Origin of the sequence: Plastoroseomonas arctica, assembly GCF_018128965.1 — a bacterium.
Lineage (GTDB): Bacteria > Pseudomonadota > Alphaproteobacteria > Acetobacterales > Acetobacteraceae > Plastoroseomonas > Plastoroseomonas arctica.
On record NZ_JAAEDH010000008.1, the window covers coordinates 15,129 to 39,906 of the forward strand.

Annotated in this window: 28 protein-coding genes; 11 read left to right on the forward strand and 17 right to left on the reverse strand. The window is 71.0% G+C overall.

Going from position 1 to position 24,778, the window contains the following annotated elements; all coding sequences use genetic code 11:
* Positions 1–204 precede the first annotated feature (204 nt).
* The 3 genes from GXW79_RS08560 to GXW79_RS08570 are packed head-to-tail and all read left to right on the forward strand — an operon-like array spanning position 205 to position 2,973.
* Positions 205–858 (forward strand): amino acid ABC transporter permease, encoded by a 654-nt coding sequence (locus tag GXW79_RS08560; RefSeq protein WP_211873963.1) that lies wholly within the window; start codon positions 205–207, stop codon positions 856–858.
* On the forward strand, positions 852–1,607 hold the full coding sequence (locus GXW79_RS08565; protein WP_211873964.1) for an amino acid ABC transporter ATP-binding protein: 756 nt from the start codon (positions 852–854) through the stop codon (positions 1,605–1,607). The genes GXW79_RS08560 and GXW79_RS08565 overlap by 7 nt, the downstream gene beginning before the upstream one ends.
* A gap of 13 nt (positions 1,608–1,620) precedes the next feature.
* Positions 1,621–2,973: an amidohydrolase family protein gene (locus tag GXW79_RS08570; RefSeq protein ID WP_211873965.1), complete on the forward strand. Its 1,353-nt coding sequence runs from the start codon at positions 1,621–1,623 to the stop codon at positions 2,971–2,973.
* A 69-nt stretch (positions 2,974–3,042) separates the two neighbouring features.
* Here the strand turns inward: GXW79_RS08570 and GXW79_RS08575 are convergent, their stop codons facing one another.
* The 4 genes from GXW79_RS08575 to GXW79_RS08590 all read right to left on the reverse strand — a co-directional run bounded on the left by GXW79_RS08575 (position 3,043) and on the right by GXW79_RS08590 (position 6,217).
* A complete protein-coding gene (locus tag GXW79_RS08575) occupies positions 3,043–4,161 on the reverse strand; it encodes an extracellular catalytic domain type 1 short-chain-length polyhydroxyalkanoate depolymerase (RefSeq protein ID WP_211873966.1) in 1,119 nt (372 codons plus the stop codon).
* A 79-nt stretch (positions 4,162–4,240) separates the two neighbouring features.
* Complete coding sequence (locus tag GXW79_RS08580; protein ID WP_211873967.1) at positions 4,241–4,663, reverse strand: CopG family transcriptional regulator; 423 nt, start codon at positions 4,661–4,663, stop codon at positions 4,241–4,243.
* A gap of 226 nt (positions 4,664–4,889) precedes the next feature.
* Positions 4,890–5,681: a histidinol-phosphatase gene (gene hisN / locus GXW79_RS08585; RefSeq protein ID WP_211873968.1), complete on the reverse strand. Its 792-nt coding sequence runs from the start codon at positions 5,679–5,681 to the stop codon at positions 4,890–4,892.
* Positions 5,681–6,217, reverse strand: coding sequence for a c-type cytochrome (locus GXW79_RS08590; protein WP_211873969.1), 537 nt, complete (start codon positions 6,215–6,217; stop codon positions 5,681–5,683). The genes hisN and GXW79_RS08590 overlap by 1 nt, the downstream gene beginning before the upstream one ends.
* A gap of 205 nt (positions 6,218–6,422) precedes the next feature.
* On the opposite strand from GXW79_RS08590, the gene GXW79_RS08595 reads away from it, so the two are divergent.
* Positions 6,423–7,160, forward strand: a complete 738-nt coding sequence (locus GXW79_RS08595; RefSeq protein ID WP_367614850.1) for a 3-deoxy-manno-octulosonate cytidylyltransferase — start codon at positions 6,423–6,425, stop codon at positions 7,158–7,160.
* On the forward strand, positions 7,157–7,996 hold the full coding sequence (locus tag GXW79_RS08600; RefSeq protein ID WP_211873971.1) for a prephenate dehydratase: 840 nt from the start codon (positions 7,157–7,159) through the stop codon (positions 7,994–7,996). The genes GXW79_RS08595 and GXW79_RS08600 overlap by 4 nt, the downstream gene beginning before the upstream one ends.
* Positions 7,997–7,998: 2 nt before the next feature.
* On the opposite strand, the gene GXW79_RS08605 is transcribed toward GXW79_RS08600, so the two are convergent.
* The 4 genes from GXW79_RS08605 to GXW79_RS08620 form a co-directional block, all read right to left on the reverse strand.
* The gene (locus GXW79_RS08605; RefSeq protein WP_211873972.1) at positions 7,999–8,766 is read right to left on the reverse strand and encodes a lysophospholipid acyltransferase family protein; all 768 of its coding nucleotides are present in this window, start codon (positions 8,764–8,766) and stop codon (positions 7,999–8,001) included.
* 67 nt (positions 8,767–8,833) lie between these two features.
* The gene (locus GXW79_RS08610) at positions 8,834–9,421 is read right to left on the reverse strand and encodes a YdcF family protein (protein WP_211873973.1); all 588 of its coding nucleotides are present in this window, start codon (positions 9,419–9,421) and stop codon (positions 8,834–8,836) included.
* The gene (locus tag GXW79_RS08615) at positions 9,418–10,290 is read right to left on the reverse strand and encodes a cell division protein FtsX (RefSeq protein ID WP_211873974.1); all 873 of its coding nucleotides are present in this window, start codon (positions 10,288–10,290) and stop codon (positions 9,418–9,420) included. Before GXW79_RS08615 ends, GXW79_RS08610 begins: the two co-directional genes overlap by 4 nt.
* A gap of 5 nt (positions 10,291–10,295) precedes the next feature.
* Positions 10,296–10,898, reverse strand: coding sequence for a cell division ATP-binding protein FtsE (locus GXW79_RS08620; protein ID WP_246503831.1), 603 nt, complete (start codon positions 10,896–10,898; stop codon positions 10,296–10,298).
* Between the two features lie 154 nt (positions 10,899–11,052).
* Here GXW79_RS08620 and GXW79_RS08625 point away from each other — a divergent pair, with 154 nt between their 5' ends.
* A complete protein-coding gene (locus tag GXW79_RS08625) occupies positions 11,053–11,433 on the forward strand; it encodes a zinc-ribbon domain-containing protein (protein WP_211873975.1) in 381 nt (126 codons plus the stop codon).
* A gap of 51 nt (positions 11,434–11,484) precedes the next feature.
* Here GXW79_RS08625 and GXW79_RS08630 read toward each other — a convergent pair whose 3' ends face one another.
* The 7 genes from GXW79_RS08630 to argH form a co-directional block, all read right to left on the reverse strand.
* On the reverse strand, positions 11,485–11,880 hold the full coding sequence (locus tag GXW79_RS08630) for a DUF3597 domain-containing protein (protein WP_211873976.1): 396 nt from the start codon (positions 11,878–11,880) through the stop codon (positions 11,485–11,487).
* Positions 11,881–12,002: 122 nt separating this feature from the next.
* Complete coding sequence (locus GXW79_RS08635) at positions 12,003–12,368, reverse strand: DUF3597 domain-containing protein (protein WP_211873977.1); 366 nt, start codon at positions 12,366–12,368, stop codon at positions 12,003–12,005.
* 85 nt (positions 12,369–12,453) lie between these two features.
* Positions 12,454–15,000 (reverse strand): TIGR02302 family protein, encoded by a 2,547-nt coding sequence (locus tag GXW79_RS08640; protein ID WP_211873978.1) that lies wholly within the window; start codon positions 14,998–15,000, stop codon positions 12,454–12,456.
* Positions 14,997–16,334, reverse strand: coding sequence for a diaminopimelate decarboxylase (gene lysA, locus GXW79_RS08645; protein WP_211873979.1), 1,338 nt, complete (start codon positions 16,332–16,334; stop codon positions 14,997–14,999). The genes GXW79_RS08640 and lysA overlap by 4 nt, the downstream gene beginning before the upstream one ends.
* A 213-nt stretch (positions 16,335–16,547) precedes the next feature.
* Positions 16,548–16,883, reverse strand: a complete 336-nt coding sequence (locus GXW79_RS08650; RefSeq protein ID WP_211873980.1) for a hypothetical protein — start codon at positions 16,881–16,883, stop codon at positions 16,548–16,550.
* Between the two features lie 93 nt (positions 16,884–16,976).
* Complete coding sequence (locus GXW79_RS21605) at positions 16,977–17,105, reverse strand: hypothetical protein (RefSeq protein ID WP_281414695.1); 129 nt, start codon at positions 17,103–17,105, stop codon at positions 16,977–16,979.
* The gene (gene argH / locus GXW79_RS08655) at positions 17,102–18,508 is read right to left on the reverse strand and encodes an argininosuccinate lyase (RefSeq protein WP_211873981.1); all 1,407 of its coding nucleotides are present in this window, start codon (positions 18,506–18,508) and stop codon (positions 17,102–17,104) included. The genes GXW79_RS21605 and argH overlap by 4 nt, the downstream gene beginning before the upstream one ends.
* Positions 18,509–18,590: 82 nt before the next feature.
* On the opposite strand from argH, the gene GXW79_RS08660 reads away from it, so the two are divergent.
* Entirely contained in the window at positions 18,591–19,091 is a 501-nt protein-coding gene (locus GXW79_RS08660; RefSeq protein WP_246503832.1) for a TlpA family protein disulfide reductase, read from the forward strand.
* Here the strand turns inward: GXW79_RS08660 and GXW79_RS08665 are convergent, their stop codons facing one another.
* On the reverse strand, positions 19,092–20,183 hold the full coding sequence (locus tag GXW79_RS08665; RefSeq protein ID WP_211873983.1) for a M20/M25/M40 family metallo-hydrolase: 1,092 nt from the start codon (positions 20,181–20,183) through the stop codon (positions 19,092–19,094).
* A 46-nt stretch (positions 20,184–20,229) separates the two neighbouring features.
* On the opposite strand from GXW79_RS08665, the gene GXW79_RS08670 reads away from it, so the two are divergent.
* The 4 genes from GXW79_RS08670 to GXW79_RS08685 all read left to right on the forward strand — a co-directional run bounded on the left by GXW79_RS08670 (position 20,230) and on the right by GXW79_RS08685 (position 23,908).
* Positions 20,230–21,360 (forward strand): threonine synthase, encoded by a 1,131-nt coding sequence (locus tag GXW79_RS08670; protein WP_211873984.1) that lies wholly within the window; start codon positions 20,230–20,232, stop codon positions 21,358–21,360.
* A complete protein-coding gene (locus GXW79_RS08675; protein WP_211873985.1) occupies positions 21,357–22,448 on the forward strand; it encodes an alanine racemase in 1,092 nt (363 codons plus the stop codon). The genes GXW79_RS08670 and GXW79_RS08675 overlap by 4 nt, the downstream gene beginning before the upstream one ends.
* A gap of 122 nt (positions 22,449–22,570) precedes the next feature.
* Positions 22,571–22,858 (forward strand): hypothetical protein, encoded by a 288-nt coding sequence (locus GXW79_RS08680; protein ID WP_211873986.1) that lies wholly within the window; start codon positions 22,571–22,573, stop codon positions 22,856–22,858.
* A 75-nt stretch (positions 22,859–22,933) separates the two neighbouring features.
* A complete protein-coding gene (locus tag GXW79_RS08685; RefSeq protein WP_211873987.1) occupies positions 22,934–23,908 on the forward strand; it encodes a Bug family tripartite tricarboxylate transporter substrate binding protein in 975 nt (324 codons plus the stop codon).
* On the opposite strand, the gene GXW79_RS08690 is transcribed toward GXW79_RS08685, so the two are convergent.
* On the reverse strand, positions 23,905–24,762 hold the full coding sequence (locus GXW79_RS08690) for an isocitrate lyase/PEP mutase family protein (protein WP_211873988.1): 858 nt from the start codon (positions 24,760–24,762) through the stop codon (positions 23,905–23,907). The two genes, GXW79_RS08685 and GXW79_RS08690, sit on opposite strands and share 4 nt — an antisense overlap.
* Positions 24,763–24,778 lie beyond the last annotated feature (16 nt).

Below are 24,778 nucleotides of genomic sequence, written 5' to 3' on the forward strand. Positions count from 1 at the left end.
TGGGGAGAGGGCGCGTCAAGGGAGCAACCGTGCCGCAGCGGCGACCCCGCGCCCTCTCCCCAACCCGGCGCTTCCAGCAAACTCACCCTTCCCCAATCCCAGGACCAGCACACGCAGGGGCCCGGGGATCGGAGCGATCCCCGGCGGGGGTTTGGGGGCAGCGCCCCCATGCTTTCTTCCTTCTCCGCCCCCCGGCACTAGGCGATGGAATTCGACTGGTCGGTCGTGCGTTATGCGGCGCCGTTGTTGGCGGCGGGCATTGTGATGACCTTGAAGGTCAGTGTGGTGGCGTGTGTGTTGGGGTTGGTTTTGGGGCTGGCGGCGGGGTTGGCGTCGTTGTCGTCCAGCCGGGTGCTGCGGTTCCTGGTGCGGGCCTATGTGGATTTCATTCGCGGCACGCCGCTGTTGATCCAGATTTTTCTGGTGTTCTTTGCATTGCCTGTTGTGGGGGTTCGCCTGCCCGAGTTTTGGGCAGGCGTGGCGGCTTTGGCGATCAACTCGGGGGCCTACATCGCGGAGATCACGCGCGGGGCCGTGGGCGGGGTGGAGCGCGGGCAGACCGAGGCGGCGCTATCGATCGGGATGACGCAGCGTGGGGTGCTGTGGTGGGTGTTGTTGCCGCAGGCGTGGCGCCCGATGATCCCGGCGCTGACGAATGACTTGATCACGCTGACGAAGAACTCGTCCCTGCTCTCGGCGATCTCGGTTTATGAGCTGACGCGGGCGGGGCAGGCGGTGATCTCGACGCATTTTGCGCCGTTCGAGATCTATCTGCTGCTGGCGCTCTACTATTATCTGCTGATCACGGCGCTGTCCTTCGCGTCGCGGCGGATCGAGCGGGCGCTGCCGACATGGTGAGCGACGAGCTGCTGGTCGCCACGCACATCAGCAAGTCCTTTGGCGAGAAGCTGGTGCTGGACCGTGTCTCGCTGACGGTGCGGCAGGGCGAAACGGTGACGATCATCGGCGCCTCGGGGTCGGGCAAGACGACATTCCTGCGCTGCCTCAACCGGCTGGAGACGCCCGATGCCGGCAGCATACGGCTGGGCGAGGAGGTGATCGGCGGACCGCCCGCGACGGAGGCGAATCTCGCGCGCCAGCGGAGGCTGTTCGGTTTCGTGTTCCAGCGTTTCAACCTGTTCCCGCATTTGACGGCGCTGCAGAACGTCGCGCTCGGCCCGCGCCGGGTGCTCGGCCTGCCGCGCGCAGCGGCGGAGGCGCGAGCGGCGCGCGACCTCGACCGCGTGCAGCTCTCCGAACATGCGCACAAGCGGCCGAGCCAGTTGTCCGGGGGGCAGCAGCAGCGCGTCGCCATCGCCCGCGCGCTGAGCATGGAGCCGCGCATCATCTTGTTCGACGAGCCGACCAGCGCGCTCGATCCCGAGCTAGTGCAGGAGGTGCTCGACACCATGCGCGCGCTGGCGGCGGATGGCATGACGATGGTGGTGGTGACGCACGAGATGCGCTTTGCGCGCCATGTCGCGGACCGCGTGGTGTTCATGGCCGACGGCCGCATCGCGGAGGAGGGCACGCCGGCCGCGCTGTTCGACACCCCGCGCGACCCGCGCCTGCAGCGTTTCCTCCGCCACCTCGAACCCGCCGTCTGACCGGAGAGCGCCGATGACGCCACCCATCGTTTACGACCTGCTGGTCGAGGGCTGCATCCTCATCGCCTCCGCGCACGAGGCGCCGGTACTGGACGCGGCGATCGGCATCACCGGCGGCCGCTTCGCCTTCGTGGGCCGCGCGGTGGATTTGCCGCCGGGTGCGACGGCCGCGGAGCGGCTGACGCTGCCCGGGCATCTCTGCCTGCCCGGGCTCATCAACGTGCACACCCACACCATCCTCTCCATGGTGCGCGGTAGCGCGGAGGATATGGGCTTCGCGCCCGCCTATACCCCCGGCGTGCCGCAGGGTCACATGGTCACCGAGGACGAGGCCATCGCGCTGGCCCGGCTCGGTGCGTGCGAGGCGATGCTGTTCGGCTCGACGCTGATCAACGACACCTATGTGCACACGGATCTGACCCTGCCGGCGATGGCCGATCTCGGGCTGCGCGTCTTCTCCTGCAATCGCATCCACGACGTCGATTTCTCCGGCATCGCGCATGGGCGGTGGGAGTACGACGCGGCCGCCGGCGACAGGCTGCTCGAACAGGCGGAGGCGCTCGCCCAGCGCTTCCACCACAAGCCCGGGGCGCGCACCGGCGTACAGCTCGCCGCCCACGCGCCGGACACCTGCTCGCCCGCGTTCCTGCGCCGCATCGCCGCGCTGTCGCGCCGCCTCGACATCCCGGTGCAGACGCATCTCGCGCAGAGCAAGGTGGAGGTCGCGCATATCCGCGAGCGCGACGGCATGACGCCGGCGGAACTGCTCGACGATGTGGGGCTGCTCGATGACGGCCTGGTTGCCGCGCACTGCATCCACGTGACGGAAGGCGACATCGCTCGCATCGGGCGTGCGCGCGTCAATGTCGCGCACATCCCCAAGGGCAACGCCACCGGCGGCACAATCGCGCCCACCCGCGCGCTGACCGAGGCTGGCGCGCGCCTCTGCCTCGCCACCGACAACATGCATGCCGACATGGTGGAGGTGATGCGCTGGGCGCTGTGCATGGGCCGCATCCAGCGTGGCGCCGTCGAGGACAGCTGGGCGCCGGAGCACATGCTGGAAGCGGCCACGCTCAACGGCGCCGCGGCGATGGGCATGGCGGGTGAGCTCGGCGCGATCCGCACCGGCTGGCGCGCGGACCTGGTGTTGGCCGATCTGCGCCGGCCGCACCTTACGCCGCATCAGGATCCGTTCGGCAGCTTCCTCCACACCGGCCATGGTCGCGACATCACCCATGTCGTGGTGGAGGGCGAGGTGATCGTGCGCGATGGCCGGCCGGTGCGCGCCGATCTCGAGACCATCTGCCGCGAGGGTGCCGCCGCCGCCGCGGCCCTCTGGGCACGCGCGGGCACCGGTCGGTAGTCTGGGCGTCCTGATGCGGTTTCGCTCACCGGCTCCCGACGATCGGCAGGTGCCTCGCATACGCCCCGGTCAGTCCCGGCGCGGATGCTCCAGGAAGAAGCGCAGCATCTCGCGCGACGCATCCGGTCCGCGCGGATCCGTGTAGGTCCCGGCCGGGCTGCCGCCGGACCAGGCGTGGCCGCCGCCATGCACCAGCCATTGCTCCAGCACCGCCTGCCCCGACGCATCGGCGTGGATGGTGCGGCGATACGGGTGGCCGCCCGCCACCTGGCCTTCCACGACCTCGACCCGCAGCGCGCCGGCTGTCGCCGATTGCGCGATCACCTGGTCGCCGTTGCGCGGATGCACGGTGGTGTCCTTGTCCGCGTGGAAGACGATGGTCGGCACGATGCGACGCCCTTCCTCGGGCTGCACCAGCACCGTCGCGCCGCGGCGCATCGCCGCGAAGGCGGAGGGCACGTCGCGGGCCGCGCCGCAGGCGAGGCCCGAATGCACGCCGACCGCCGCGTAAAGGTCCGGGTAGGCCTGCGCCATGATCGCCGCGGCCGCACCGCCCGCCGAGAGCCCGGCGACGTAGACGCGGCGCGGGTCGACGCGGTGCTCGGCCATGATGGCGCGGGTGATGCCGGCGATCAGCGCCGGCTCGCCCATCTCGCGATGCTGGTCAGCCGGGCTGAACCAGTTCCAACATTTCTGCGCATTTGCCGACTTCTCCTGGGCCGGGTAGGCGACGAGGCAACCATGCTCCTCGGCCAGCGCGTTCATGCGGGTGCCGGCGGCGAAGTCATCGGGTGACTGCGTGCAGCCATGCAGCATGACGAGGAGCGGCGCCGGCGCGTCGCGCAGGGTGCTCGGGATATAAAGCTTGTAGCCGAGCCGTCCGGCCGCGCCGGCATAGCTCCGGGCCAGGAACTGCCCGCCGATCGGCGGCTGAGCGGCATCGGGCGCGCCTGCCCGGGCGCGCACGGGCCGGCGCCAGCCAAGGGGTGGGGCGGCCGGCGTGGTCGGTGACGCGGTGTCCGGCATCGACGTGGCTTCGCCGTCGATCACGTTCGGTGGCGTGTCGCGCGCGGCCTTGCCGGCCAATCCGCCGAGCACGCAGCGCAGCAGTGCCGTGGCTTCGCCGAGGCGGCCGCCGCGGGTCAGGCGCGTTGCCTCGCGCATCGCGTCTTGGGAGAGAGGGGTCATGGTACGAACTTTCAGGGCAAGGAGAGACAGACCCGCCGGGGGGATGGCCGGTCGCGGATGTTGGTTTGTGGGGGCTGGGTCAGCGCATGCGATCGGCGAGCGCGGATTTCACCGCGGCGCTCGCCTGGAACGCGCCGAGCACCGAGACCGTTGCGATGGTCGCCGCCGCCAGTTCGGGTGTGACGTCGGCGGCGATCGAAGCAAGGCCAAGCACGCGGATATCGAGGCGGTGTCCCGCGTCGCGCACCGCCTCGAGGTCGGCGCGGGTGAAGTGGCGCAGGCCGAGATCGAGGTTCTGGCGCGCGACCGAGCGCTTCGCAGCCTCGGCGTGGCGCTCGATCTGGTTGCGGATGGCGGTGCGGATGAAGTCGGTGCGGTGCGTGTAGAACCCGTCCTGGACGAGCAGGTCGATATGGCCGAGGTCGACATAGCCGAGGTTGATGGTGATCTTCTCGCTGTCGGCGCCGGACTTGGGCCGTAGCTCATGAACGTTCCCTACCATCTGATTACCATCTCCTGACCATCTGCGTGGATGGTAAATGGGGTGGCAGATTGAGGATTCAAGTCGCTCCGTGCGTGATCCTCAGCGCGATCCGGCGTTGTGCTGCCTGAGCTTCGTTAAGCCCGCCGCCGACGGTAAAGAAGCAGGAGCCCCCTTGCTTCCGCACAATTTTAGAAACGAATAGAGGGACTTGGCATCCAGGGCCCGATAAGGTGCCCTTGTTCGCTTACTCCGAGGCTGCCAGCAGCCTCAGCGCCTCGTCGAGCAGCGCCGCGTCGCCCACGGCCAACACATGGCCCGCGGCGCCCAGGCACAGCGGGGCGCCCGTCCAATCCGTCACGCGCCCGCCGGCACCCTCGATCACCGGCACCAGCGCCGCCCAGTCCCAGGGCTTCAGGCCGCTCTCCGCGACGACATCCACGAGCCCGAGCGCGACCAAGCCATAGCCATAGCAATCGCCACCCCAGGTCACCCGCCGCGCGGCCCGCCGCAATCGGTCGAAGCGGGCATCATCGCCCGGCGCGAAGAGGTCCGGCGCAGTGCAGGACAGCTCGGCCTCGGCCAGGCGCGCGCACGGCCGGCAGCACGGCGTCCCGCCCATGGGGGAGGTGAAGCGCGTCGGCTCGCCCACCACACCGGTCCAGCGTTCGCCGGTCACCGGCTGGTCGATGATTCCCAGCACCGGGACGCCGCGATGCAGCAGCGCGATCAGCGTACCGAACAGCGGCCGGCCGGTGAGGAAGGCGCGCGTCCCATCGATCGGGTCGAGCACCCAGAGCCATTCGGCATCGGCGCGCTCGGGCCCGTATTCCTCGCCCCAGATGCCGTGGTCGGGAAACGCGGCCGAGATCAGGTCGCGCATGGCGCGCTCGGCGGCGCGGTCAGCCTCGGTGACGGGGCTCGCATCGCCCTTCGCCTCGACCAGCAGGGCGGAGCGGAACAGCGGCCGGATGACGGCGCCCGCCACCGCCGCCGCCTGTTCGGCGATGGCGAGGAAGGCCGCCGGCACCGCCCCCATCAGGGCGCGGGCGCGTTCGGGCTGATCGAGCGCAGGTAGGCGATCACGTCGGCACGCTGCTGCGGGCTGTTGATGCCCGCGAACGCCATGCGGGTGCCGGCAATGGCGCGAGCCGGGGCCGCGATGAAGGTATTGATGTCCTCATAGCCCCAGGGCTCGGCGGACTTCGCACGCAGACCGGCCGAGTAGTTGAAGCCCTCGATCGACGCGTGATTGCGACCCACGACGCCGTGAAGGTTCGGACCGACGCCGGCGCGCCCACCCTCGTTGAAGCTGTGGCAGGAGGAGCAGAGACGGCCGGCCAGGGCCTGGCCCGTCTGCGCGTTGGCGGCGGCGAGCAGCGGACCGACCGGTTCGATCGCCGGGGCGGCGGGCGCGGCGGCGGCGGCCGGCGCGGCGGCACCGGCGATGTTCAGCACCGGGTGGTGCAGGCGTTCGGGCGAGACGAGCAGCTTGCCCGCCAGCCCGGTGAGCCCGAAGACGACCCCTGCCGCCAGGATCGAGGCGTAAATCTTGGTGGGACCGAGACTATCCATCCGACAAGCCCTTCGCGAACCGAAGCCACCGCAACGCCGCCTGGGCGCCTGGGTCTTCATCCAAGCCAAAGCATCGCGCCGGCGCACGGGAACCCCGCCGGGGTTCCAGCCTTGCGTCGGCTGCTCTAGAACGGCGCGGACCATACTGGCCATGGTGCATTGCGGCAACCGATTTGCCGCGCCTTTCGCGTTCGGATCCCTGCCCGTGAACCCCATCATTCTGATCCCGGCCCGCATGGCCTCCACCCGCCTGCCGGGCAAGCCGCTGGCCGTTATTGGCGGGCGCCAGATGATCCTGCACGTGCTGGACCGCGCGCGGGAAGCTGCGATCGGCCCCGCGGCGGTGGCCGCCGGCGAGCCCGAGATCGTGGCCGCGATCGAAGCCGATGGCGGCACGGCCGTGCTGGTCGCCGACGACGTGCCGAGCGGCACCGACCGCATTCACCTGGCATTGCGCGCGCTGGACCCCGAAGCGCGCCACGACGCGGTCATCAATCTCCAGGGCGACCTGCCGACCCTGCCGGCGGCGCTGCTGCGCACGCTGCTCGGGGCGCTGGAGGATTCCAACGCCGACATCGCGACCCTGGTCGCACCGATCACCACGGATGCGGAGGCCGCCGCGTCGCAGGTGGTGAAGTGCGCCTGCGCCTTCCCGCCCGGCGTCGCGGTCGCACCCGCACTGTACTTCTCCCGCCTGCCGATCCCCTGGGGGGATGGGCCGCGCTACCACCATATCGGCGTCTACGCCTATCGCCGCGCCGCGCTCGAGCGCTTCGTGACACTTCCCGCTTCCCCGCTGGAGTTGCGCGAGAAGCTCGAGCAGTTGCGCGCGCTTGAGGCCGGCATGCGCATCGTCGCCGCGCTGGTGGACCATGCTCCCTTCGGCGTCGATACGCCCGAAGACCTCGAACGCGCCCGAACAGCGCTGGGACAGCATCCGTGAGCATCATCGCCTTCCAGGGCCTGCCTGGCGCCTATTCCGACCTCGCCTGCCGCGCCGCCTATCCCGGTTGGACCACCCTGCCCTGCCCGAGCTTCGAGGCCGCGATGGCAGCGCTGCGCGACCACCGCGCCGACCTCGCCATGCTGCCCTGCGAGAACTCGCTCGCCGGCCGCGTGCCCGATATCCACCGGCTGCTGCCAGAATCGGGTCTCTCGGTGATCGGCGAGCATTATGAACGTGTGGAGCACTGCCTGATGGCGCCGGCGGGTGCCACGCTGGACACGATCAAGCGGGCCCACAGTCATCCCGTGGCCCTGGGCCAGGTGTTGAATATCCTGCGCGAGCGGAAGCTCACCCCGGTGATCGAGGCCGACACGGCGGGTGCCGCGGCGCTCATCGCTGAGCGCGGCGGTGTGGAGGACGCGGCCATCGCCAGCGCGCTCGCTGCCGAGATCTACGGCTTGGAAATCCTCGCCCACAACGTCGAGGATGCCGATCACAACACCACCCGCTTCTACGTCATGGCCCGCGACCGCCAGGACCCGCCGCCCACTGCACCTGACACCGTCACCACCTTCGTCTTCCGCGTGCGCAACATCCCCGCCGCCCTGTACAAAGCGCTCGGCGGCTTCGCGACCAACGGCGTGAACATGACCAAGCTCGAGAGCTACATGGTCAATGGCGCGTTCACCGCGACGCAGTTCCTCTGCGACGTGGATGGTCATCCGGATCATCCGGGCCTGGCGCGCGCGCTCGAGGAGCTCACCTTCTTCTCGGCCGAACTGCGCATCCTCGGCGCCTATCCGGCGCACCCGTTCCGCACCGCGTCGCGCTAGTCTCAGGCCGCCGGCGCCGGGCGTTTCTCCTGGCGATGGGTGCTGTTCGGCGTGGCGTGGCCGCTCATCTCGAACAGCTCTGCCGTGCGGGTCTCGATCACGTTCTCCATCATCGTCATCATCGCCTCGCGCCGAAGGCCCGCGGGCAGCGGCGGCAGGATGGAGACGGTGATCGTCCCAGGCGTCTTCCAGAATGCGCGCCGCCCCCAGAGCCGGCCGCTGTCGGTCGCGGCCGGCACCACGATGGCCCCGGTCGCCGTCGCCAGCGCCGCGACGCCGGGCTGATAGGCCACGCGCTCGCCGGGCAGGGTACGGGTGCCTTCGGGGAAGATCACCACCGCGCGTCCCTCAGCGAGCACCTCGCGCCCCTGCTTGACCAGGCCGCGCAGGGCCGAGGCCCCGGCGCCGCGGTCCACGGCGATGATTCCCGAATGCCGCGCCAGCCCGCCCCAGAGCGGCAGGTCGAGCAGCTCCTGCTTCAGCACGTAGCAAGGCTGGCGCAGCACCATCAGCCAGATCATCGTGTCGAAGGCCGATTGATGCTTCGCGGCCAGGATGAAGCCGCCATCGGGCAGGTTCTCGCGTCCCTCGATGCGGATGCGGATGCCGCATACGATGCGCACGATCGCCATCGCCCCCATCGCCCAGTAGCGGACATACAGGCGCGTCCAGTGCGGCCGGCCCAGCCGCAGCGGCTGCCCGAACAGGCAGATCAGCGCCGTGAAGGGGAAGAAAAACAGATTGAACACAACCGAACGCAGATACGTCATCGACCAAATCGTCCCACCAGCCACGCGTCGCCACGCAACCTATCGTTCGCGCGCGTCGCCACGCATACTATCGATCGCGCGCGTCGCCACGCGCGGGCACCAGCGCGGAAATCCCCGCCTGCGCCGCGAGCCATTTGCCATATTCCGAGGCCAGCAGCGACATCCGCGGCCACGCGCCATCCCGCGCCTGCACCGGGTGCGGCACCACGCGCACGCCCTCCGGCAGGGCACGCCAGACTTCGAGCCTGGCGCGTGGCATGTGATAGCCCGAGGTCACCAGCCGCACCGAGCCGAGCCGTTCGGCGACAACCCAGGCGGCGATCTCGGTGGCATTGCCGCGCGTGGTCGCCGCCGCGCGCCCGAGCGTGACGCGCGCGGCGAGCGGCGTGGCATCGAAGCCGGCCGCTCCCAGCACCTCGGCCAGGCTCGCGCCGCGATGGGCGCCGGTGACCAGCAGCACCCGCGCCTGCCCCGCCGCGAGCAGGCGCAGCCCGGTCTCCACGCGCTCGGCACCGCCGGTCAGCACCGCGATTCCATCGGTCATGGCGAGTGGCTGCTCTGGCACCAGGCGCGCCTCGCCCAGGAACCACGCGAAGCCGGCGCCGGCGGCCAGCAGCGCCGCCAGCGGCACGCTCAGGAGGATGCGCCGTCTCACGGCAGGCGCGCGAGCCAGACCCGCACGACCGCCTGCGCGGTGAGCCAGCCGATGGCGCCGGCCGCGACCGGCACCATTGCGATGTCGCGCCAGGGCAGGCTCGCCCAGGGCAGGCCTGATAGCGCTTCGGCCATCACCTCGCCGCCGAAGGGCTGCGCCAGCCGGGCGAGCAGGAAGAAGGCCGGCACCGCCACCAGCACCCCGGCGACGCCGCCGCCCAGCGCGAGGATCATCGCACGGCCGGAAAAGCGCCCGGCGATCTCGCGATCCGTCGCACCCAGCTGGTGCAGCACGGCCACGGAATCCTGCCGGGCAATCAGCGCCGCGCGCGTGGCCACCGCCACCACCGCCACCGCGATCAGCCCCACCAGCACGAGCGCCGCGTAGGCGACGCCCTGCACGGCGGTGGCGAGTGCTGCAAGACGTCCGACCCACAGCCCATGCGCCTCAGTCACCGCGCCCGGCACCGCCTCGGCGACGCGATCGCCGATCAGGGCCACGTCGGCGTCGAGGTTGCGCAGCCGCACCTCGATCACGCCGGGCAGGGCCAGGTTCGGCTGCTCGCCGAGCCAGGGGCGCAGCAGCTCCGCCAGGCGATCGGGGTCGACGGGGTTGGCATCCGCCACCTCGGGCAGCGTCGCCAGCACGCCGAGCGCGAGGGCGATGCGGGTGCGCGTCGGGTCGGGCACTTGGATCGTGACCGCGGCTTCCGCGCCCTGCCGCCAGCGCTCGCCCAGCGCCTCGACCCCGCGCGCGGCGGCGAAGCCCAGGCAGGCGAGCAGCGCCATCGCCGCGATCAGCGCCTGCAGCAGCCGGTCCGACATGGCCCGGCGCAGGCCCAAAGGGTCGCGGCGCGTGCTACCCGCCATGCGCGCTACTCGTCATGGTCGAGGATCCGCCCGCGTTCGAGCCGCATCATCGGCGCCGGAAACCGCCCGACCAGATCCTCGCTGTGCGTCGCGATGACGATGGTGGTGCCGAGCCGGTTCATCTCGGCGAACAAAGCCAGCAGCCGCCGCGCCTGCGCCGCATCGACATTGCCGGTGGGCTCGTCGGCCAGCAGCAGGGCCGGGCGCGAGACCACGGCGCGGGCGATGGCGGCGCGCTGTTGCTCGCCGCCCGAGAGCTCCTCCGGCCGCGCCTGTGCGCGGTGTTCGAGGCCGATCCAGGTCAGCATCTCCGTCACCTCCTGGGCGACGCGCGCCTCGGGGCGGCGGGCGAGGCGTAGTGGCAGGGCCACATTGTCGAAGGTGGACAAATGCGGCAGCAGGCGGAGGTCCTGGTGCACCACGCCGATCTTGCGGCGAAGCACGGGCAGCGCGCCGCGTGCGGCCGGGCCCGTCGCCACACCGAGCACTTCGACCGCACCTCGCGTGGGCCGCAGCGCGGCGTGCATCAGCCGAAGCGCGGAGGTCTTGCCCGCGCCCGAGGGTCCCAACAGCCAGGTAAAAGAACCGTCATCCAGCGCGAGCGACATGCCGCGCAGAACTTCGGGGCCCCGCCCGCCGCCGGGGGCCGGATAGGCAAAACCGACCTCATCGAATCGGACAACCGTGCCGGATGGCTCCATGCGCATTGGCATGGCATGGGGCAGGGCATCCGCTCAACCTCTGACAACGCTTGTTCGAGCCATGAGGCGGGGCCATGTCCCGGCCATGCACCTCTCCTGCCCCGCCTGTGCTGCCGTATACGAGGTGCCGGAGGCTGTCCTTTCGGGGCTGCACCGTCCCATGCGCTGCGCCCGCTGCCAGCATGTCTGGACGCCCGATCAACCCGCCCCTGCCGCGCCCGTGCGGGAGGAGCCAGTCGCCTCCACCTGGACCGAGCGCGCGGAGCCGGAAACCCGGCTCGCATACGCCGCCCCGCCGATGCGCGCCGGACTCGGGGTCGCGTGGTTTGCCACCATCGTGGTGGTGCTGGGGACGTTGATTGCCGCTCTCACGCAGCGCGAGGCCGTGATGGCGGCCTGGCCGCCGGCGGCGCGCGCCTATGCGGCGCTGGGCCTGCACTGAGCATTCGGCGCCGGAGCATCGTCGCGCGATGCGCCGGCGCCGGGATCCATCCTAGCTGCGCAGATCGTCCGGTACGTTGCCGCCATTCTCCGCAAGCTTCGCCATGACCTGCTCGTGCAGCCAGATGTTCATGCGCGCCGAGTCGGAGACGTCGCCGGCATAGTGCAGCTCGCGGGCCAGCGCCTGGCGCGCCTGCAGGCTGCTGTCGATGCCGACCAGCTTCATCAGGTCCACGATGGAGGTCTGCCACTGCAACTCCTGACCATGCGCTGCGGCGAGGCTGGTGAGCAGCGCGTTCACGTCGAAGGGGTTCATCGCGGGCGCCTGGCCGGCGGCGATCTCGGGCTCGGCGGGGGCGGAGAGAACGGCGGAATCGGGGTGCGGGGTCGGCGCGGTGACCGGGCCGCGGCCGAACACGCGCGACAGGATGGAACCGAAGATGCTCATGACGTTGCCTCCAAAGGTGAGCCCCTGGAACGGCTCGCACGCCGGTTCGTTGCCCGCGCCGTGCGTGTTTCGAGCAAGTCGGCAGGTACGGGGCAGGCCCCGTACCCTGCCAACGCGGTTGCTCAGCCGTGCAGCTCGGCCGGCACGCGGCCGCCATTCTCGGCGAGCTTCTGCATGACCGCCTTGTGCAGCCAGACGTTCATGCTCGCGGAATCTTCGAGGTCGCCGGCGAAGTGCAGCTCCTTGGCGAGCTCCTGGCGCGCGTGGAGGCTGCTGTCGATGTCGAGCAGCTTCAGTAGGTCGACGATCGAGGTCTCCCAGCGCAGCGTCTCGCCATGGTTCGCGGCCAACCCGGCGAGCATGGCGTGGACGTCGACGGCCTCCATGGTGGAAGCCGGCGCGGCCAGGTCGGCGGCGGGCGTGCCGGGGGTGGCGGCGGCCGGGTGGGTGCCGAAGATGCGCGAGACGATGGAACCGAAAATGCTCATGGGCAAGCGATCCTCACAGGGGTGAAGCCGCTTCCTAGCCCGCCGCCGGCCCTGCACGGTGTGACGTCTTGACGCAGGCCGCGCGTCAGAAGCGGCGCAGCAGCCGCTCGATGTAGTCGAGCTCGGCCGGGGCGCGCTCGCGCTCGCCGCCGCGGCGGCGCAGCTCATCCTGCAGGCGACGGGTGCGCAGCAGCTCCGCCTCCTCCGGCACCCGGGTATCGGAGCCATTGTCCTGGGCGCCGGTGTTCTCGCGCTGGCGGCGGCCGAGAGGGTCGCGACCCTCGCCCTGCTCCTGGCCCGGGGCCTCGCCCTCGCCGCCTGGCTGGCCCTGGCCGGCGCTGTCCTGCGGTTCGCCTTCGCCCTCGCCTTCCTGGCTCATGCCCTGGCGCTGCATCTGCTGGGCCATCTGGCGGCCGCCCTCCATCAGCGCGCGCATCGCGCGGCCCTGCGCATCCCGGGCATCACGGCCCTCGCCGAGCGCCTCGCCGGCCTCGCGCATCGCCTGGTCGGCGCGGCCGAGGCCCTCGGGCACTTCGCCAGTGAGGTCACCGAATTGCTGCATCATCTCGCCCAGGGCGCGGCGCAGAGCACGCTGGCGCCGCGCATCGGCGGCGGGGTCGGCACTCGCCTGCGGCTGCGCCTGGGGCTGCGGCTGGGGCTGGGTCTGGCGCTGGTTCGAGCGGCGTTCCTCACCGCGCCGGCGGTCGGTATCCTCCTGGCGCTGGTGGCCGCGGTCGAGCATCTCGCCCTGGCGCTGAACCATGTCCTGCACGGCGCCCATCTGCTGGCGGCCGCGCTGCTGACGCTCCTGGCGCTGGCGCTGCTCGGGGCTGGCGGTGCGGCCCTGCTCGAGGTTGCGCAGCATCTCCTCCAGCTCGGCCAGTTCGCGCGCGGCATCCTCGGTACGGCCCTCACGCGCGGCGTCGCGCATGCGGTCGGAACGGCGGTCGACTTCGCGCTGGTCCATCAGCCGGTTGCGCGGGTCGAACGGCATCGCCTCGGCGTTTTCCTGCTGCAGCCGCTCGGCCATGGCCTCCAGGTGGCGGCGGATCGCTTCGCGCAGCGCCTGCACGCGGCGCTCCATCTCGGCGCGCTGCTCCGGCGTGGCGCCGGGGTCTTCGCGCTGCGCCTGCTCGATCGCCTCGCGCAGCGCGTCGCGCGCCGCGGCAAGTGCCCGGGCGGTGCGGTCGGCACGGCCTTCCTCGAGCGCTATGGCGATCTCCCACAGGATAGCCTGGGTCTCGTCGACGGCCACCGGGCGGCGGTCGCGGATCAACCGGTGGCGCGCCGAACGCAGCGCCAGGTAGGTGCCGGTATCTTCCTCGAAGGCTTCCGGCGCGGCGGCGATGACGTCGAGCGCGCGCAATGCCGGCTCGCGCGCCGAAGGGTCGAGCGAGAGCGCGCGGCGCACCGCGATCACCTGGCGCGCAACGGGGTGGTTGAAGCTGCGCTCCGGCAGCGTGAGTGTGACGCGTTCGGAGCGGCCTTCCTGCTCGGCGCCGTCGCGCGCGGTCAGCTGCAGCTCGACCTCGAGGCCGGCCCAGGGGTGGGCGGAGAGGTCCGGCTGGGCGGTGCCCTGTGCCTGGCGCGGATGGGTGCCGGGCAGCGGGATGTCGAGCCGGTGCGGCTCCGCACCCGGCCGCGCCCGCAGATAGAAGGCGCCATCGAGCGAGACGACGCCCCAGTCATCCTCGACCCGCCAGGGAATGCGGATCGCGAGGCCGCGCGCGGCGCGTGCCGGGGGTTCGGAAAAACTCACCCGCGGCGCGGTGTCGGCCTGCACCGTCAGCGTCCAGGCGGCGATGTCGCGACCTTCGCGGCGCAGCCGCAGGCGCCCGCCGCTGTCGAGCACCGCCTCGCCCGCATAGCTTGCGCGGTCGAGCGCGCGCATCGGGATGTCGGTGGCATCCAGGCTTAGCACCGGGGCCTCGCCGACGCCGCCGGAGACCGAGACCTGCAGCCGGCTGCCGGCCGGCAGGGTCACGGCACCACCACCGGCGGCGAGGAAGACCGGCGCCGCGCCGGTATAGGCGGGCGGCGTCGCCCAGGCTTCAAGCCGCAGCGCCGGCGGCAGGGCGGCGGCCGCGAAGCCGGGGGTGAAGGCCCGGCGAAGCCGCTCGCCGGCACTGTCGCCGGCGATGATGAAGCCGGCCAGCACCGCAACGCCCAGCCCGGCACGCAAGGCCCGGGGATCGCGCGCCGCGAGGCCCGGGCGAGGACGCGTCGTGCGGGTGGCGGCCAGTTGCGCCGCGGCGCGGATGCGATGCGCGGCCCAGACCGCGTTGTGCTCCGGATCATTGCCGGCCGGCTGGTCGGCCAGCGTCGCGAGCGGCAGGTGGCGCAGCCGGCTGTCGCGCTCGATCCGGCGATCCGCGTCGGCGGCGTCCGGCCAGCGCAGGCGGCGGGCGCTGCGGAGGATGGCGAAGGCAAGCGCCCCGGCAAAGCCCGCGAGAAGGGCCAGGTGCAGCGCCGGGTGCAGCAGGTTCGGGACGCCAGCCAGCGCCACGAGCAGGAACACCCCCAGCACCGCCAGCGGCGGCCAGAGCGCGGGCCAAACCGCTTCCCACAGCAGCGCCGCCCGCGCCGCGCGGCGCAGCCAGGCGATGCGGGGCGGCAGCGGCTCCGGGCTCATGCACCGATCCAGTCGGGTATCCGCTGGCCATGGGCGAGCGCGGCGTAGGATTGCCGGTCCCGCACCACCGCGAACCGGGTGCCATCCACCAGCACCTCGGGTGCAAGGGGCCGCGCGTTGTAGGTGCTGCTCATCGTCGCGCCATAGGCGCCGGCGTCGAGGAAGGCGATCAGCTCGCCCGCCGGGAGGGCCGGCAGGGCGCGGCCGCGGGCGAAGGTGTCGCCGGTTTCGCAGACCGGCCCCACCACATCGGCGGGCGAGAGCGGCGCATGGTGCGCGATGGGCGAGATCGGCAGGATGCCGTGCCAGGCGTCGTACATGGAGGGGCGGAGGAGATCGTTCATCGCGGCATCGGCGATGACGAAGCGCCGCGCGCCCTGCTTCTCGATCACGACGGAGGCCAGCAACAGCCCGGCCGGCCCCGCGATCCAGCGGCCCGGCTCCAGCATCACCGGAAGCCCCAGGCCGCCGAGCGTCACCTTGATCGCGCCGGCCAGGGCCTCGGGCATCGGCGCCGGCTCGTCGCGATAGGTGATGCCGAGGCCACCGCCGCAATCGACGCGCAGGATGGGCAGGCCCACGGCGCGGATCGCGTGCACCATCTCTGCGAGGCGCGCATAGGCGGTCCGGTAGGCGGCCATCCCTGCCGTGATCTGGCTGCCGATGTGGGTCGCGATGCCGACCGCCTCGATCCCCGGCGACGCGGCCATGCGGGCATAGAGGACGAGCGCGTCATCGATGGCGACGCCGAACTTGTTCTCGGCCCGGCCGGTGGTGATCTTGGCGTGGGTCCTGGCGTCCACATCCGGGTTCACCCGCAGCGCCACGCGCGCGGTGCGGCCGAGCGCGGTGGCCAGCGCCGAGATCATACCGATCTCCTCGGCGCTCTCGGCGTTGATCTGGAAGATGTCCTCGGCGAGTGCGAGGCGCAGCTCGCGCTCGGTCTTGCCCACGCCGGAGAAGACGATGCGCGAGGCCGGGATGCCGGCCGCGCGGGCCAGGCGCAGCTCACCCTCGCTCACCACGTCGACGCCGAGACCCTCGCGGTGCAGCAGCGCGAGCACCGCGAGGTTGTCATTGGCCTTCATCGCGAAATGGACGGAGGCGTCGAGCCCGGCGGCGCCGAGCGCACCGGTGAGCGCGCGCGTGCGCCGGCGCAGGCTGCCGGCCGAATAGACCCAGGCCGGCGTGCCCACCACCGCCGCGATGCGAGCGAGCGGCACGCCCTCCACCATCAGCCCGTCGCGGGCGTCCATGCGAATGTGCGGGCGCCCAGCGATCAGCTCGGCGAAGGTCGGATCGGGATCGTTCGTGACGGGGAGTGGCGCGGCCATCGCCCTATATTCAGGGCGGGGGCGGCGTTGCACAAGCGCGGCGTGCAGCGGTTATTTGGTGCGGGGGCCCAGCCGGTTTGTGGCGGTCAGGTCGCGGCACCGTGAGCGCGGGATCAGTCGGCGCCTTCGACGTCGGATAGTGAGATGGCGAAGCGCGGCCAGCGACCGGGAATGCCGGATCGATGGCCGCGCCTCTTGCGCTGCGGCTGTGGTTCAGCGCGCCTCGATGCCGGCCTGCGTCGCGGTGATCTCGCTCGTTGTGCAGATGTCGACGCGCATCAGCTCGGCCGTCTCGCCATTGGACCAGACGATGCGGAAGTCATGCGCACCCGGGCGGCCCGTTTCGAAGCGCGCGGTACGGCCGGCGGGCAGCACGTTCTCGCCAAGGCGGTCACGACCCCAGTTGGAGTTCGCCGAGGGACCGAAATAGAACTCGTTCACCTGGACAGAGGAGCGGTTGACGAAGTTGAAGCGGGTGTCGCACTGCGCCATGGCGGGCGCAGCGGCGGCGGCCAGGAAGGCAGAGGCGATGATCAGGCGACGCAACATGGGATGTTCCTTGTTCGACCAGGCCAGATGCCAAGCCGAAGCGGGTGCTAACGCGGAACGGTACGCCTTGGCAACCGCTGGCCGGAGCCGGTTTCAGCGGCTCGGATAAACGCGTGGGAAGGTGATCTCCTCGGGCGGACCAGGGGCGCGGACGGGACCCACCTTGCCGCAGGCCGTCGCGAGCAGGATCGTCGCCAGAAGCGCGCCGATGAGCCTCGTCATGCCAGCTTCTCCTGCCATTCGGCGGCCATGCGGGCGACATTCTCCGGCGCCGTGCCGCCGTAGGAGACGCGGCTCCGCACCGAGGACGCCACGCTCAGCACGTTGAACACATCCTCGGTGATGCGCGGCTCGACCGCGCGCATGTCGGCGATGGTCAGGCCGGCGAGGTCCACGCCCATCGATTCGGCCTTGGCGACCAAGGCGCCGGTCGCGTGGTGCGCGTCGCGGAAGGGCATCTTCAGCGTGCGCACCAACCAGTCGGCGAGGTCTGTGGCGGTGGAGAAGCCGGCACCGGCGGCCTCGGCCAGGCGGTCCACCTGGGGCTGCATGTCGCGCACCATGCCGCCCATGGCGGCCAAGCAAAGGGTGAGGTTCTCGGCGGCGTCGAAGACGCCCTCCTTGTCCTCCTGCATGTCCTTGAAATAGGTCAGGGCCAGGCCCTTCATGACGGTGAGCAGGCCGATGAGCGACCCGTTCAAGCGGCCGGTCTTGCCGCGCACCAGCTCCGCCGCATCAGGGTTGCGCTTCTGCGGCATGATGGAGGAGCCGGTGGTGAAGCCGTCGGACAGCTTCACGAAGCCGAAATAAGGGTTGGTCCAGATGACGATCTCTTCCGCGAGCCGCGAGAGATGCGTGCCGCACATCGCGCAGGCGAAGAGGAATTCGGCGGCGAAGTCGCGGCTGGCGACCGCGTCGAGAGAATTGCGCATCGGCGCGTCGAAACCCAGTGCCGTCGCGGTCATGTGCCGGTCGATCGGGAAGCCGGTGCCGGCCAGGGCCGCCGCGCCGAGGGGGCATTCATTCATGCGCGTGCGGGCATCGGCGAAGCGCGAGAGGTCGCGGGACAGCATCTCGACATAGGCGAGCATGTGGTGGCCGAAGGTGACCGGCTGGGCCGGCTGGAGATGGGTGAAGCCGGGCATTACAGTGCCGGCGTGCTCGGCCGCGCGATCGGCGAGCGCGCGCATCACGTCGCGGATCTGGCCCGAAAGGCCGTCGATGGCGTCGCGCACCCACAGGCGCACGTCGAGTGCGACCTGGTCATTGCGGCTGCGCCCGGTGTGCAGGCGCTTGCCGGCCTCGCCGATGCGCTCGGTCAGGCGGGCCTCGATGTTCATGTGGATGTCTTCAAGGGATTCGACGAAGCCGAAGCGTCCGGCCTCGATGGACTCCGCGATGTCGTCGAGGCCTTGTCGGATCGCCCTCTCGTCCTCGGCCGAGATCACCCCCACATGCGCCAGCATGGCGGCGTGGGCCAGGCTGCCGCGGATATCCTGTCGCCACATCTTCTGGTCGAAGCCGATCGAGGCGTTGATCGCGCCCATGATGGCGCTGGGGCCTTCGGCAAAACGCCCGCCCCATTGCAGATTGGCGGTTTTGGGAGTGGTTTCATGGCTGGACAAGGGTGAAGGACTTCCTCGAATGCGGGCCACGCGACGTGGTTTTTCTGCCCTGGCGATGGGCGCGACCCTAGCGGCGAGCCTCTTGCCCAAGCAAGGGCGCGCCGCCGGCGGAGCGTTGCGGCGCGGCGTGCAGGCGCTGCCCGAATTCGGCTTCACCGATGGCGACGGCGTCGCCCGGCGCGTCGCGGATTTCGGCGGCCAGGGGCTGCTGCTGAATTTCTGGGCCACCTGGTGCCCGCCCTGCGTCGCCGAGATGCCTGCGCTCGATCGCCTCCAGGCCGCACTCAAGCCAGAGGGATTTTCGGTGCTGGCGCTATCGTCGGATCGCGGCGGGCGGGCGCAGGTGGCACCCTTCTATGCCCGGGTCGAGCTCAGCCATCTGGGCATCTGGCTCGATCCGCGCGGCGCCGCCGGGCGCGCGCTCAGCGTACGCGGCCTGCCGACGTCGGTCATCGTGGACCGGGAGGGGCGGGAGGTCGCGCGGCTGGAAGGCGCAGCCAGTTGGGACGCGCCGGATATGGTCGCCGCCATCCGCGACCTGATCGGGCCGGCCGCGGCGCGGCCAGCGACCGACCGAGCCTGATCAGCCGCCCAGGCTCAGCATCCGCTGGAAGACCGGCAAGGCGCGCTCCAGCTCCGCCAAGGATACGCATTCGCGTGGCGTATGCGCGGTTTCGATGGTGCCCGGGCCCAGCACGACGCAGGGGGCGAGCTCCTGCAGCTCGGATGCATCGGTGCCGTAGGGGGCGGTGCGGGCGGGCGTGTTGGTCATCGCAACGGCGCGTGCGATCAGCGGGTGGTCCGATGGCAATTCCGGCGGCCTGCCCTCGGCACGCTCATGCAGCGCGATGCCATGGCGCTTTGCCGCCGCTCGCACGGCCTCGACGACCGGCTGCCAATCCACGTTCCGGCTGCGACGGAATTTGATGCGCGCAGTGGCCTTGGCGACGGTGACGTTCACCGCCGTGCCGTGGTTGTCGAGCACCAGGTTGAAATCGGAAAACGGCGGGTCGTAGGCGGGGTCCTGCAGGTTCGTGTCGCTGCGCAGCCGGGCATGGATCTGTTCGAGTTCGACCAGGAACGGGATCAGCGCCCAATTGGCGTTCTTGCCTTGCCCAGTCGAGGAATGCGCCTGCACGCCGCTCGCCACCGCGGTGAACTCGATCTGGCTGCGATGTCCGCGGACGGGGATGAGCCCGGTGGGCTCGGCGACGATGATGCCCTGGAGGCCGAGGGCCTTGGCGGCATCGGAATTGGCCAGGGCGATGGCGCCGAGCTTCGTCGTCTCCTCATCGGTAGTCAGCAGCAGGGTCACCGGGCAATCGGCCGGCATGCCGCGCGCGGCGAGGATGCAGGCGGCCACCTGGCCCTTCATGTCCACGCTGCCCAGGCCGTGCAGCACGCCATCCGCGATGCGGCCGGACCAGGGGTCCTCCGTCCAGCCGGTATCGGGCACCGTGTCCATGTGGCCGGACAGCGCATAGCCGCCGGGCGGGCCGCGATGCGCGACCAGGGCGCGCTTGGCGACACCGGCCGCATCGGCATAGTCGATGCGGGTGATGGCGAAGCCGGCGAGCTCCGCCTCGATCCGGTCGGCGACGGCGAGGTTGGAGACAAAACTGCGGCTGTCGATGGCCACGAGGTCGGCGGCGAGGCGGGCGAGGGCGTCGGTCATGCCCCATCCCTTGCAGGGGCGCGCACGGCGGGCAAGTGTTCGCGCCATGACCGAGTATCTCGACCCGCGCTCCGGCGCCACCTATCCGCTCGACGCACCGCGCTGGTGCGGGGATGACGGCGCGCCGCTGATGCTCACGCCGATGCCTGGGATCGGGCGAGACGCCATCGCGCGCGACCGGCGCTCCATCTGGCGCTACGCCGCCGCGCTCCCTTTCGCGCCCGAATCGCCGATCACGCTGGGCGAGGGCTGCACGCCGCTGGTGCCCGCGCGCATCGGTGGCGGGTCGGCCCTGCTCAAATGCGAATGGTTCATGCCCAGCGGGTCCTTCAAGGATCGCGGCGCCTCGGTCATGCTCTCCCTGCTGCGCGCCCAGGGCATCGACCACGTGCTGGAGGACAGCTCCGGCAATGGCGGCGCGGCGATCGCCACCTATGCGGCGGCCGGCGGCATGCGCGCCAAGATCCTGGTCCCCGACAGCACGAGTGCGGCCAAGACCGTGCAGTCCTGTGCCGCGGGAGCGGGCATCCAGCTCACGCCTGGTTCGCGCCAGGCCTGCGCGGACGAGGCGCTGCGCCAGGGCCGCGCGCGCGAGGACGGCATCTTCTACGCCAGCCACAACTGGCACCCCTTCTTCCTCCAGGGCACCAAGACGCTGGCCTATGAGCTGTGGGAGGACCTGGGCTTCCGCGCGCCGGACAACGTCATCGTGCCCTGTGGGGCAGGGTCCAACGTGCTCGGCTGCGGCATCGGCTTCCTCGAGCTGTTGCGCGCCGGCGAGATCACCCGCCTGCCGCGCATTTTTGCCGCGCAACCCGCGCATTGCGCCCCGATCGCGCGGGCCTTTCTGGGGCTGGACCCGGTTCCGGCTCGACCCACCATCGCCGAGGGTACCGCCATCGCGGAGCCGCTGCGCACCGCCGAATGCCTGGGCGTCTTCGCCGAAAGCGAAGGCGGCGCGGTGATGCTCGAGGAAGCCGAGATCGCCGCCGCCGCGCTCTCGCTCGCCCGTTCGGGCTTCTACGTGGAGCCGACCTGCGCCCAGGCGGCGGCGGCCTTCGAAAAACTGCTCGCCGCCGGCACCATCCGTGAGGGCGAGACCACCGTGATCGTGCTCACCGGCACGGGGCTCAAGGCGACGCCGCGCTTCGCGGAGATGCTGGGGGTGGCGCTGTGACGCTCGACGATCTGCCCACACCCTGCCTGGTGCTCGACATCGGCATCCTCAAGCGCAACCTCGCCCGCATGCAGGCGGTGGTCGCGCGCCATCCCGGCCTGGTGCTGCGCCCGCACATGAAGACCGCGAAGAGCGTGGATGTGGCGGCCCTCGCCGCGCCGGGATTCGGGCCGATCACCGTCTCCACCATCGCCGAGGCACGCTACTTCGCCGAGGCGGGCTGGCGCGACCAGATCTATGCCGTGGGCGTCACGCCGCAGAAGCTGGACCAGCTCGCCGCCATCGGCGGCGATATCAAGCTCATCACCGATGATGTGGAGGCCGCGCGCGCCATCGCGGATCATCCGGGCGGGCTGCGTGCCCTTGTCGAGATCGATGTGGGCGAAGGCCGCGGCGGCGTGACGCCGGAGAGCGACGAATTGTTCACCATCGCCACCGCCCTCGGCCAGCGCCTCGCCGGCGTGCTGGCGCATGCGGGGCATTCCTATCGCGGCCGCGACAACCCCACCATGGCCGCGACGGCGGAGGCTGAACGCGCCGGCGTGGTGCGCGCCGCCGACCGCCTGCGCGAAGCCGGACACGCGGTGCCGATCGTGTCCATGGGCAGCTCGCCCACCGCGCTGCACGCCGCGCACCTCGACGGCGTCACCGAGCTCCGCGCCGGCGTCTACATGTTCGGCGACCTGTTCCAGGCACAAATCGGCACCCACACGCTGGAGGATATCGCGCTGACGGTGCTGACCTGCGTCACCGGGCGCAAGCCGGCGCGTAACGCCGTGCTGGTGGATGCCGGTGCGCTGGCGCTGTCGAAAGATCGCAGCACCGAGGCCGCACCGCACGACTACGGTTTCGGCCTCACGCTCGACCGGCAGGGGCGGGATACGCTGGGCGGCGCGATCGTCGCCCGCACGCACCAGGAGCATGGCGAAGTGACCGGGCCGTCGCCGCTGCCTGATCTCGCGATCGGCGCGCGCCTGCGGATCGCGCCCAACCACACCTGCCTGACCGCCGCAGCCCACCCGCATTACTGGGTCGTCGACGGCAGCGATGCGATCATCGGGCAATGGGCCCGAGTGAATTTCTGGTAGCGGCAGTCCGCAACCAAAACGCGCGTATCAAAAATGGAATTCCTCCCTTGAGCGTATTTTAACCGCGCTCCGGCAGGATGGCGCCAGGCCGATCGAGGCCGATCGCCATGAGGAAAAGCCCCATGTTCCTGCACATCAGCAAAGCCCTGTTCTTTTCCGGCCTGCTCGCCTGGTCGGTCCATCACCTGACCGGCAGCGATGCCGTCGCCGGCATCGCTGCCCTCGGCCTCCTCGCGCTGCGCCTAGCCAACATGATCCCCTTCGCGACATCGGCGCTGCCGGTCCTGCTCGGTGGCCTGGTGCTTGCTAAGGTCGTGATCGGCGAGGCGCCGGTGCACGAGGCGATGCGTATGGTGCAGTCGCGCATCCAGGGCGTCAGCGTCGCCCTTGCGGCGCCGCTCGATCGCTGATCACGCGTGCGCGGAGGCATCGCGCGGAGCCGCCATCCGGTCTATCTCCCTCAGCCAAACTGAGGGAGTGCTGCGATGATCCAACGCCGATCGATGCTGGGTGCCCTGGCCGGAATGCCGCTCGCCGGGCGCGCGCTGGCGCAATCCGGCGATGCCTGGCCGAGCCGGCCGATACGGATCGTCGTGGGCTTCGCGGCGGGTGGTGCGACGGACATCACCACCCGCACCATCGCACCCAAGCTGCAATCGCTGCTCGGCCAGCCGATCATCGTGGAGAATCGCCCCGGGGGCGGCGGCAACCTCGCGACCGAGCTCGTGGTGCGCGCCGCACCCGACGGCTACACCCTGCTGATGGGCACCATAGGAGCGCTCGCCATCAACCCGACGCTGTTCGGCAACCTCACCTTCGACCCGCGCGCGGACCTCACGCCCATCGGCATGGCCGGCGACATCCTCAACATCCTGGTCGTGCCTGCGGACCGGCCCTGGCGCAGCGTCTCGGACCTCATCGCCGCGGCGCGCGCGCAGCCGGACACGCTCACCTACGGCTCCTCCGGGATCGGCGGTGCGGGGCATCTCGCCGGCGCGCTGCTCGATCGTGAGGCGGGCATCCGCACCATCCATGTGCCCTATCGCGGCGGTGGCCCGATGATGACGGACCTGATCTCCGGCAAGGTGGATTTCGCTTTCTCCACGGCGCCGACCGCGCTGCCGCAGATCGAGGGCGGCCGCCTGCGCGCCATCGCGGTACCGACGGCGCAACGCTCGCCGATCACCGGCACGCTGCCGGCGATTTCGGAAACCCTGCCGGCCTTCGAGGTGGCGAACTGGTACGCGCTTCTGGGCCCCAAGAACCTGCCCGTCACGATCGTCGCGCGCATGGGATCGGCCTTGCAGTCTGCCCTGCGCGATCCCGAGATCGTCGCGCAGATGGCGCGCCAGGGCACCGAGCCGCGGCCCGGCGCGCCGGAGGAACTCGCCCGCTTCATCCGCGAGGAAACGGAGAAATGGGCGCCGATCGTCCGCGCGACCGGGGCGACGCCCAACTAGACGATGAACGCCTTGGCGGCCGCGTCATACTCGCCATAACCAAGCGTGGTGCGCAGCTCCGCCGATGGCAGCGCGCTCGTGGCCTCGGCCTGGCCGGAAAGCAGGGCAGCAAGCCCTGCCTTCATCCCGGCGGCGGCCGGCGACAGCATGCCCGTCGGATAGGTGCCGATCTTGAAGCCGAGCGCCTCGGCCTGGTCGCGCGACGGTGTGGCGCGTGCCCCGCCAGGCGAGAGCACGGCGAAGGACGGTCGACCGGCAGCCGCCTCCACCGCGCGGCCGATCTCCGCATCATCGGCGGGGCTGTCGAGGAACAGGATGTCGGCGCCCTCCTCCACATACATCGCGATGCGGGCGACGGCCTCGTCGATCCCCTGGGTCGGGCGGCAATCGGTGCGCGCGAGGATCAGGATGCCGCTTTCCTTCGCGGCCTGCACGGCGGCACGGATCTTCATCCGCGCCTCGTCGCGCGGCAGGCACGGCTTGCCGGCCGCCGTCAGCGCGCGCGGCGTGATCTTGTCCTCGATAAGGATGGCAGCCGCGCCCGCACGGCCATAGGCGGCGACCGTCCGCATCACGTTCATGGCATTGCCATAGCCATGGTCGCCATCGGCGAGGATCAGCGTCGCCGGCGCGGCGTTGTGCACCATGGTGAAGCTGTCGAACATCTCGCCGAACGAAATCAGGTCGAGGTCCGGGCCGCCGAGACGGCTCGCCGCGACGCAGGAGCCGGAGAGGAACGCGGTCTGGAAGCCGGCGCCCGCGGCGAGCTTCGCGGACAACCCGTCCCAGACGGCGGGCATGGTGACGAAGCCAGGCTTGGCGAGCAGCGCACGCAGGCGTTCGGGTGCGGTCATGGCAGGTTCCCTCCTG

What these genes read in the sequence shown, in the direction of transcription:
- GXW79_RS08560 (WP_211873963.1), top strand. Translation starts at nt 205, where the DNA reads ATGGAATTCGACTGGTCGGTCGTGCGTTATGCGGCGCCGTTGTTGGCG.
- GXW79_RS08565 (WP_211873964.1), top strand. Translation starts at nt 852, where the DNA reads ATGGTGAGCGACGAGCTGCTGGTCGCCACGCACATCAGCAAGTCCTTT.
- GXW79_RS08570 (WP_211873965.1), top strand. Translation starts at nt 1,621, where the DNA reads ATGACGCCACCCATCGTTTACGACCTGCTGGTCGAGGGCTGCATCCTC.
- GXW79_RS08575 (WP_211873966.1), bottom strand. Translation starts at nt 4,161, where the DNA reads ATGACCCCTCTCTCCCAAGACGCGATGCGCGAGGCAACGCGCCTGACC.
- GXW79_RS08580 (WP_211873967.1), bottom strand. Translation starts at nt 4,663, where the DNA reads ATGGTAGGGAACGTTCATGAGCTACGGCCCAAGTCCGGCGCCGACAGC.
- hisN (WP_211873968.1), bottom strand. Translation starts at nt 5,681, where the DNA reads ATGGGGGCGGTGCCGGCGGCCTTCCTCGCCATCGCCGAACAGGCGGCG.
- GXW79_RS08590 (WP_211873969.1), bottom strand. Translation starts at nt 6,217, where the DNA reads ATGGATAGTCTCGGTCCCACCAAGATTTACGCCTCGATCCTGGCGGCA.
- GXW79_RS08605 (WP_211873972.1), bottom strand. Translation starts at nt 8,766, where the DNA reads ATGACGTATCTGCGTTCGGTTGTGTTCAATCTGTTTTTCTTCCCCTTC.
- GXW79_RS08615 (WP_211873974.1), bottom strand. Translation starts at nt 10,290, where the DNA reads ATGGCGGGTAGCACGCGCCGCGACCCTTTGGGCCTGCGCCGGGCCATG.
- GXW79_RS08620 (WP_246503831.1), bottom strand. Translation starts at nt 10,898, where the DNA reads ATGTCGCTCGCGCTGGATGACGGTTCTTTTACCTGGCTGTTGGGACCC.
- GXW79_RS08625 (WP_211873975.1), top strand. Translation starts at nt 11,053, where the DNA reads ATGAGGCGGGGCCATGTCCCGGCCATGCACCTCTCCTGCCCCGCCTGT.
- GXW79_RS08630 (WP_211873976.1), bottom strand. Translation starts at nt 11,880, where the DNA reads ATGAGCATCTTCGGTTCCATCCTGTCGCGCGTGTTCGGCCGCGGCCCG.
- GXW79_RS08635 (WP_211873977.1), bottom strand. Translation starts at nt 12,368, where the DNA reads ATGAGCATTTTCGGTTCCATCGTCTCGCGCATCTTCGGCACCCACCCG.
- GXW79_RS08640 (WP_211873978.1), bottom strand. Translation starts at nt 15,000, where the DNA reads ATGAGCCCGGAGCCGCTGCCGCCCCGCATCGCCTGGCTGCGCCGCGCG.
- lysA (WP_211873979.1), bottom strand. Translation starts at nt 16,334, where the DNA reads ATGGCCGCGCCACTCCCCGTCACGAACGATCCCGATCCGACCTTCGCC.
- GXW79_RS08650 (WP_211873980.1), bottom strand. Translation starts at nt 16,883, where the DNA reads ATGTTGCGTCGCCTGATCATCGCCTCTGCCTTCCTGGCCGCCGCCGCT.
- GXW79_RS21605 (WP_281414695.1), bottom strand. Translation starts at nt 17,105, where the DNA reads ATGACGAGGCTCATCGGCGCGCTTCTGGCGACGATCCTGCTCGCGACG.
- GXW79_RS08665 (WP_211873983.1), bottom strand. Translation starts at nt 20,183, where the DNA reads ATGACCGACGCCCTCGCCCGCCTCGCCGCCGACCTCGTGGCCATCGAC.
- GXW79_RS08670 (WP_211873984.1), top strand. Translation starts at nt 20,230, where the DNA reads ATGACCGAGTATCTCGACCCGCGCTCCGGCGCCACCTATCCGCTCGAC.
- GXW79_RS08680 (WP_211873986.1), top strand. Translation starts at nt 22,571, where the DNA reads ATGTTCCTGCACATCAGCAAAGCCCTGTTCTTTTCCGGCCTGCTCGCC.
- GXW79_RS08685 (WP_211873987.1), top strand. Translation starts at nt 22,934, where the DNA reads ATGATCCAACGCCGATCGATGCTGGGTGCCCTGGCCGGAATGCCGCTC.
- GXW79_RS08690 (WP_211873988.1), bottom strand. Translation starts at nt 24,762, where the DNA reads ATGACCGCACCCGAACGCCTGCGTGCGCTGCTCGCCAAGCCTGGCTTC.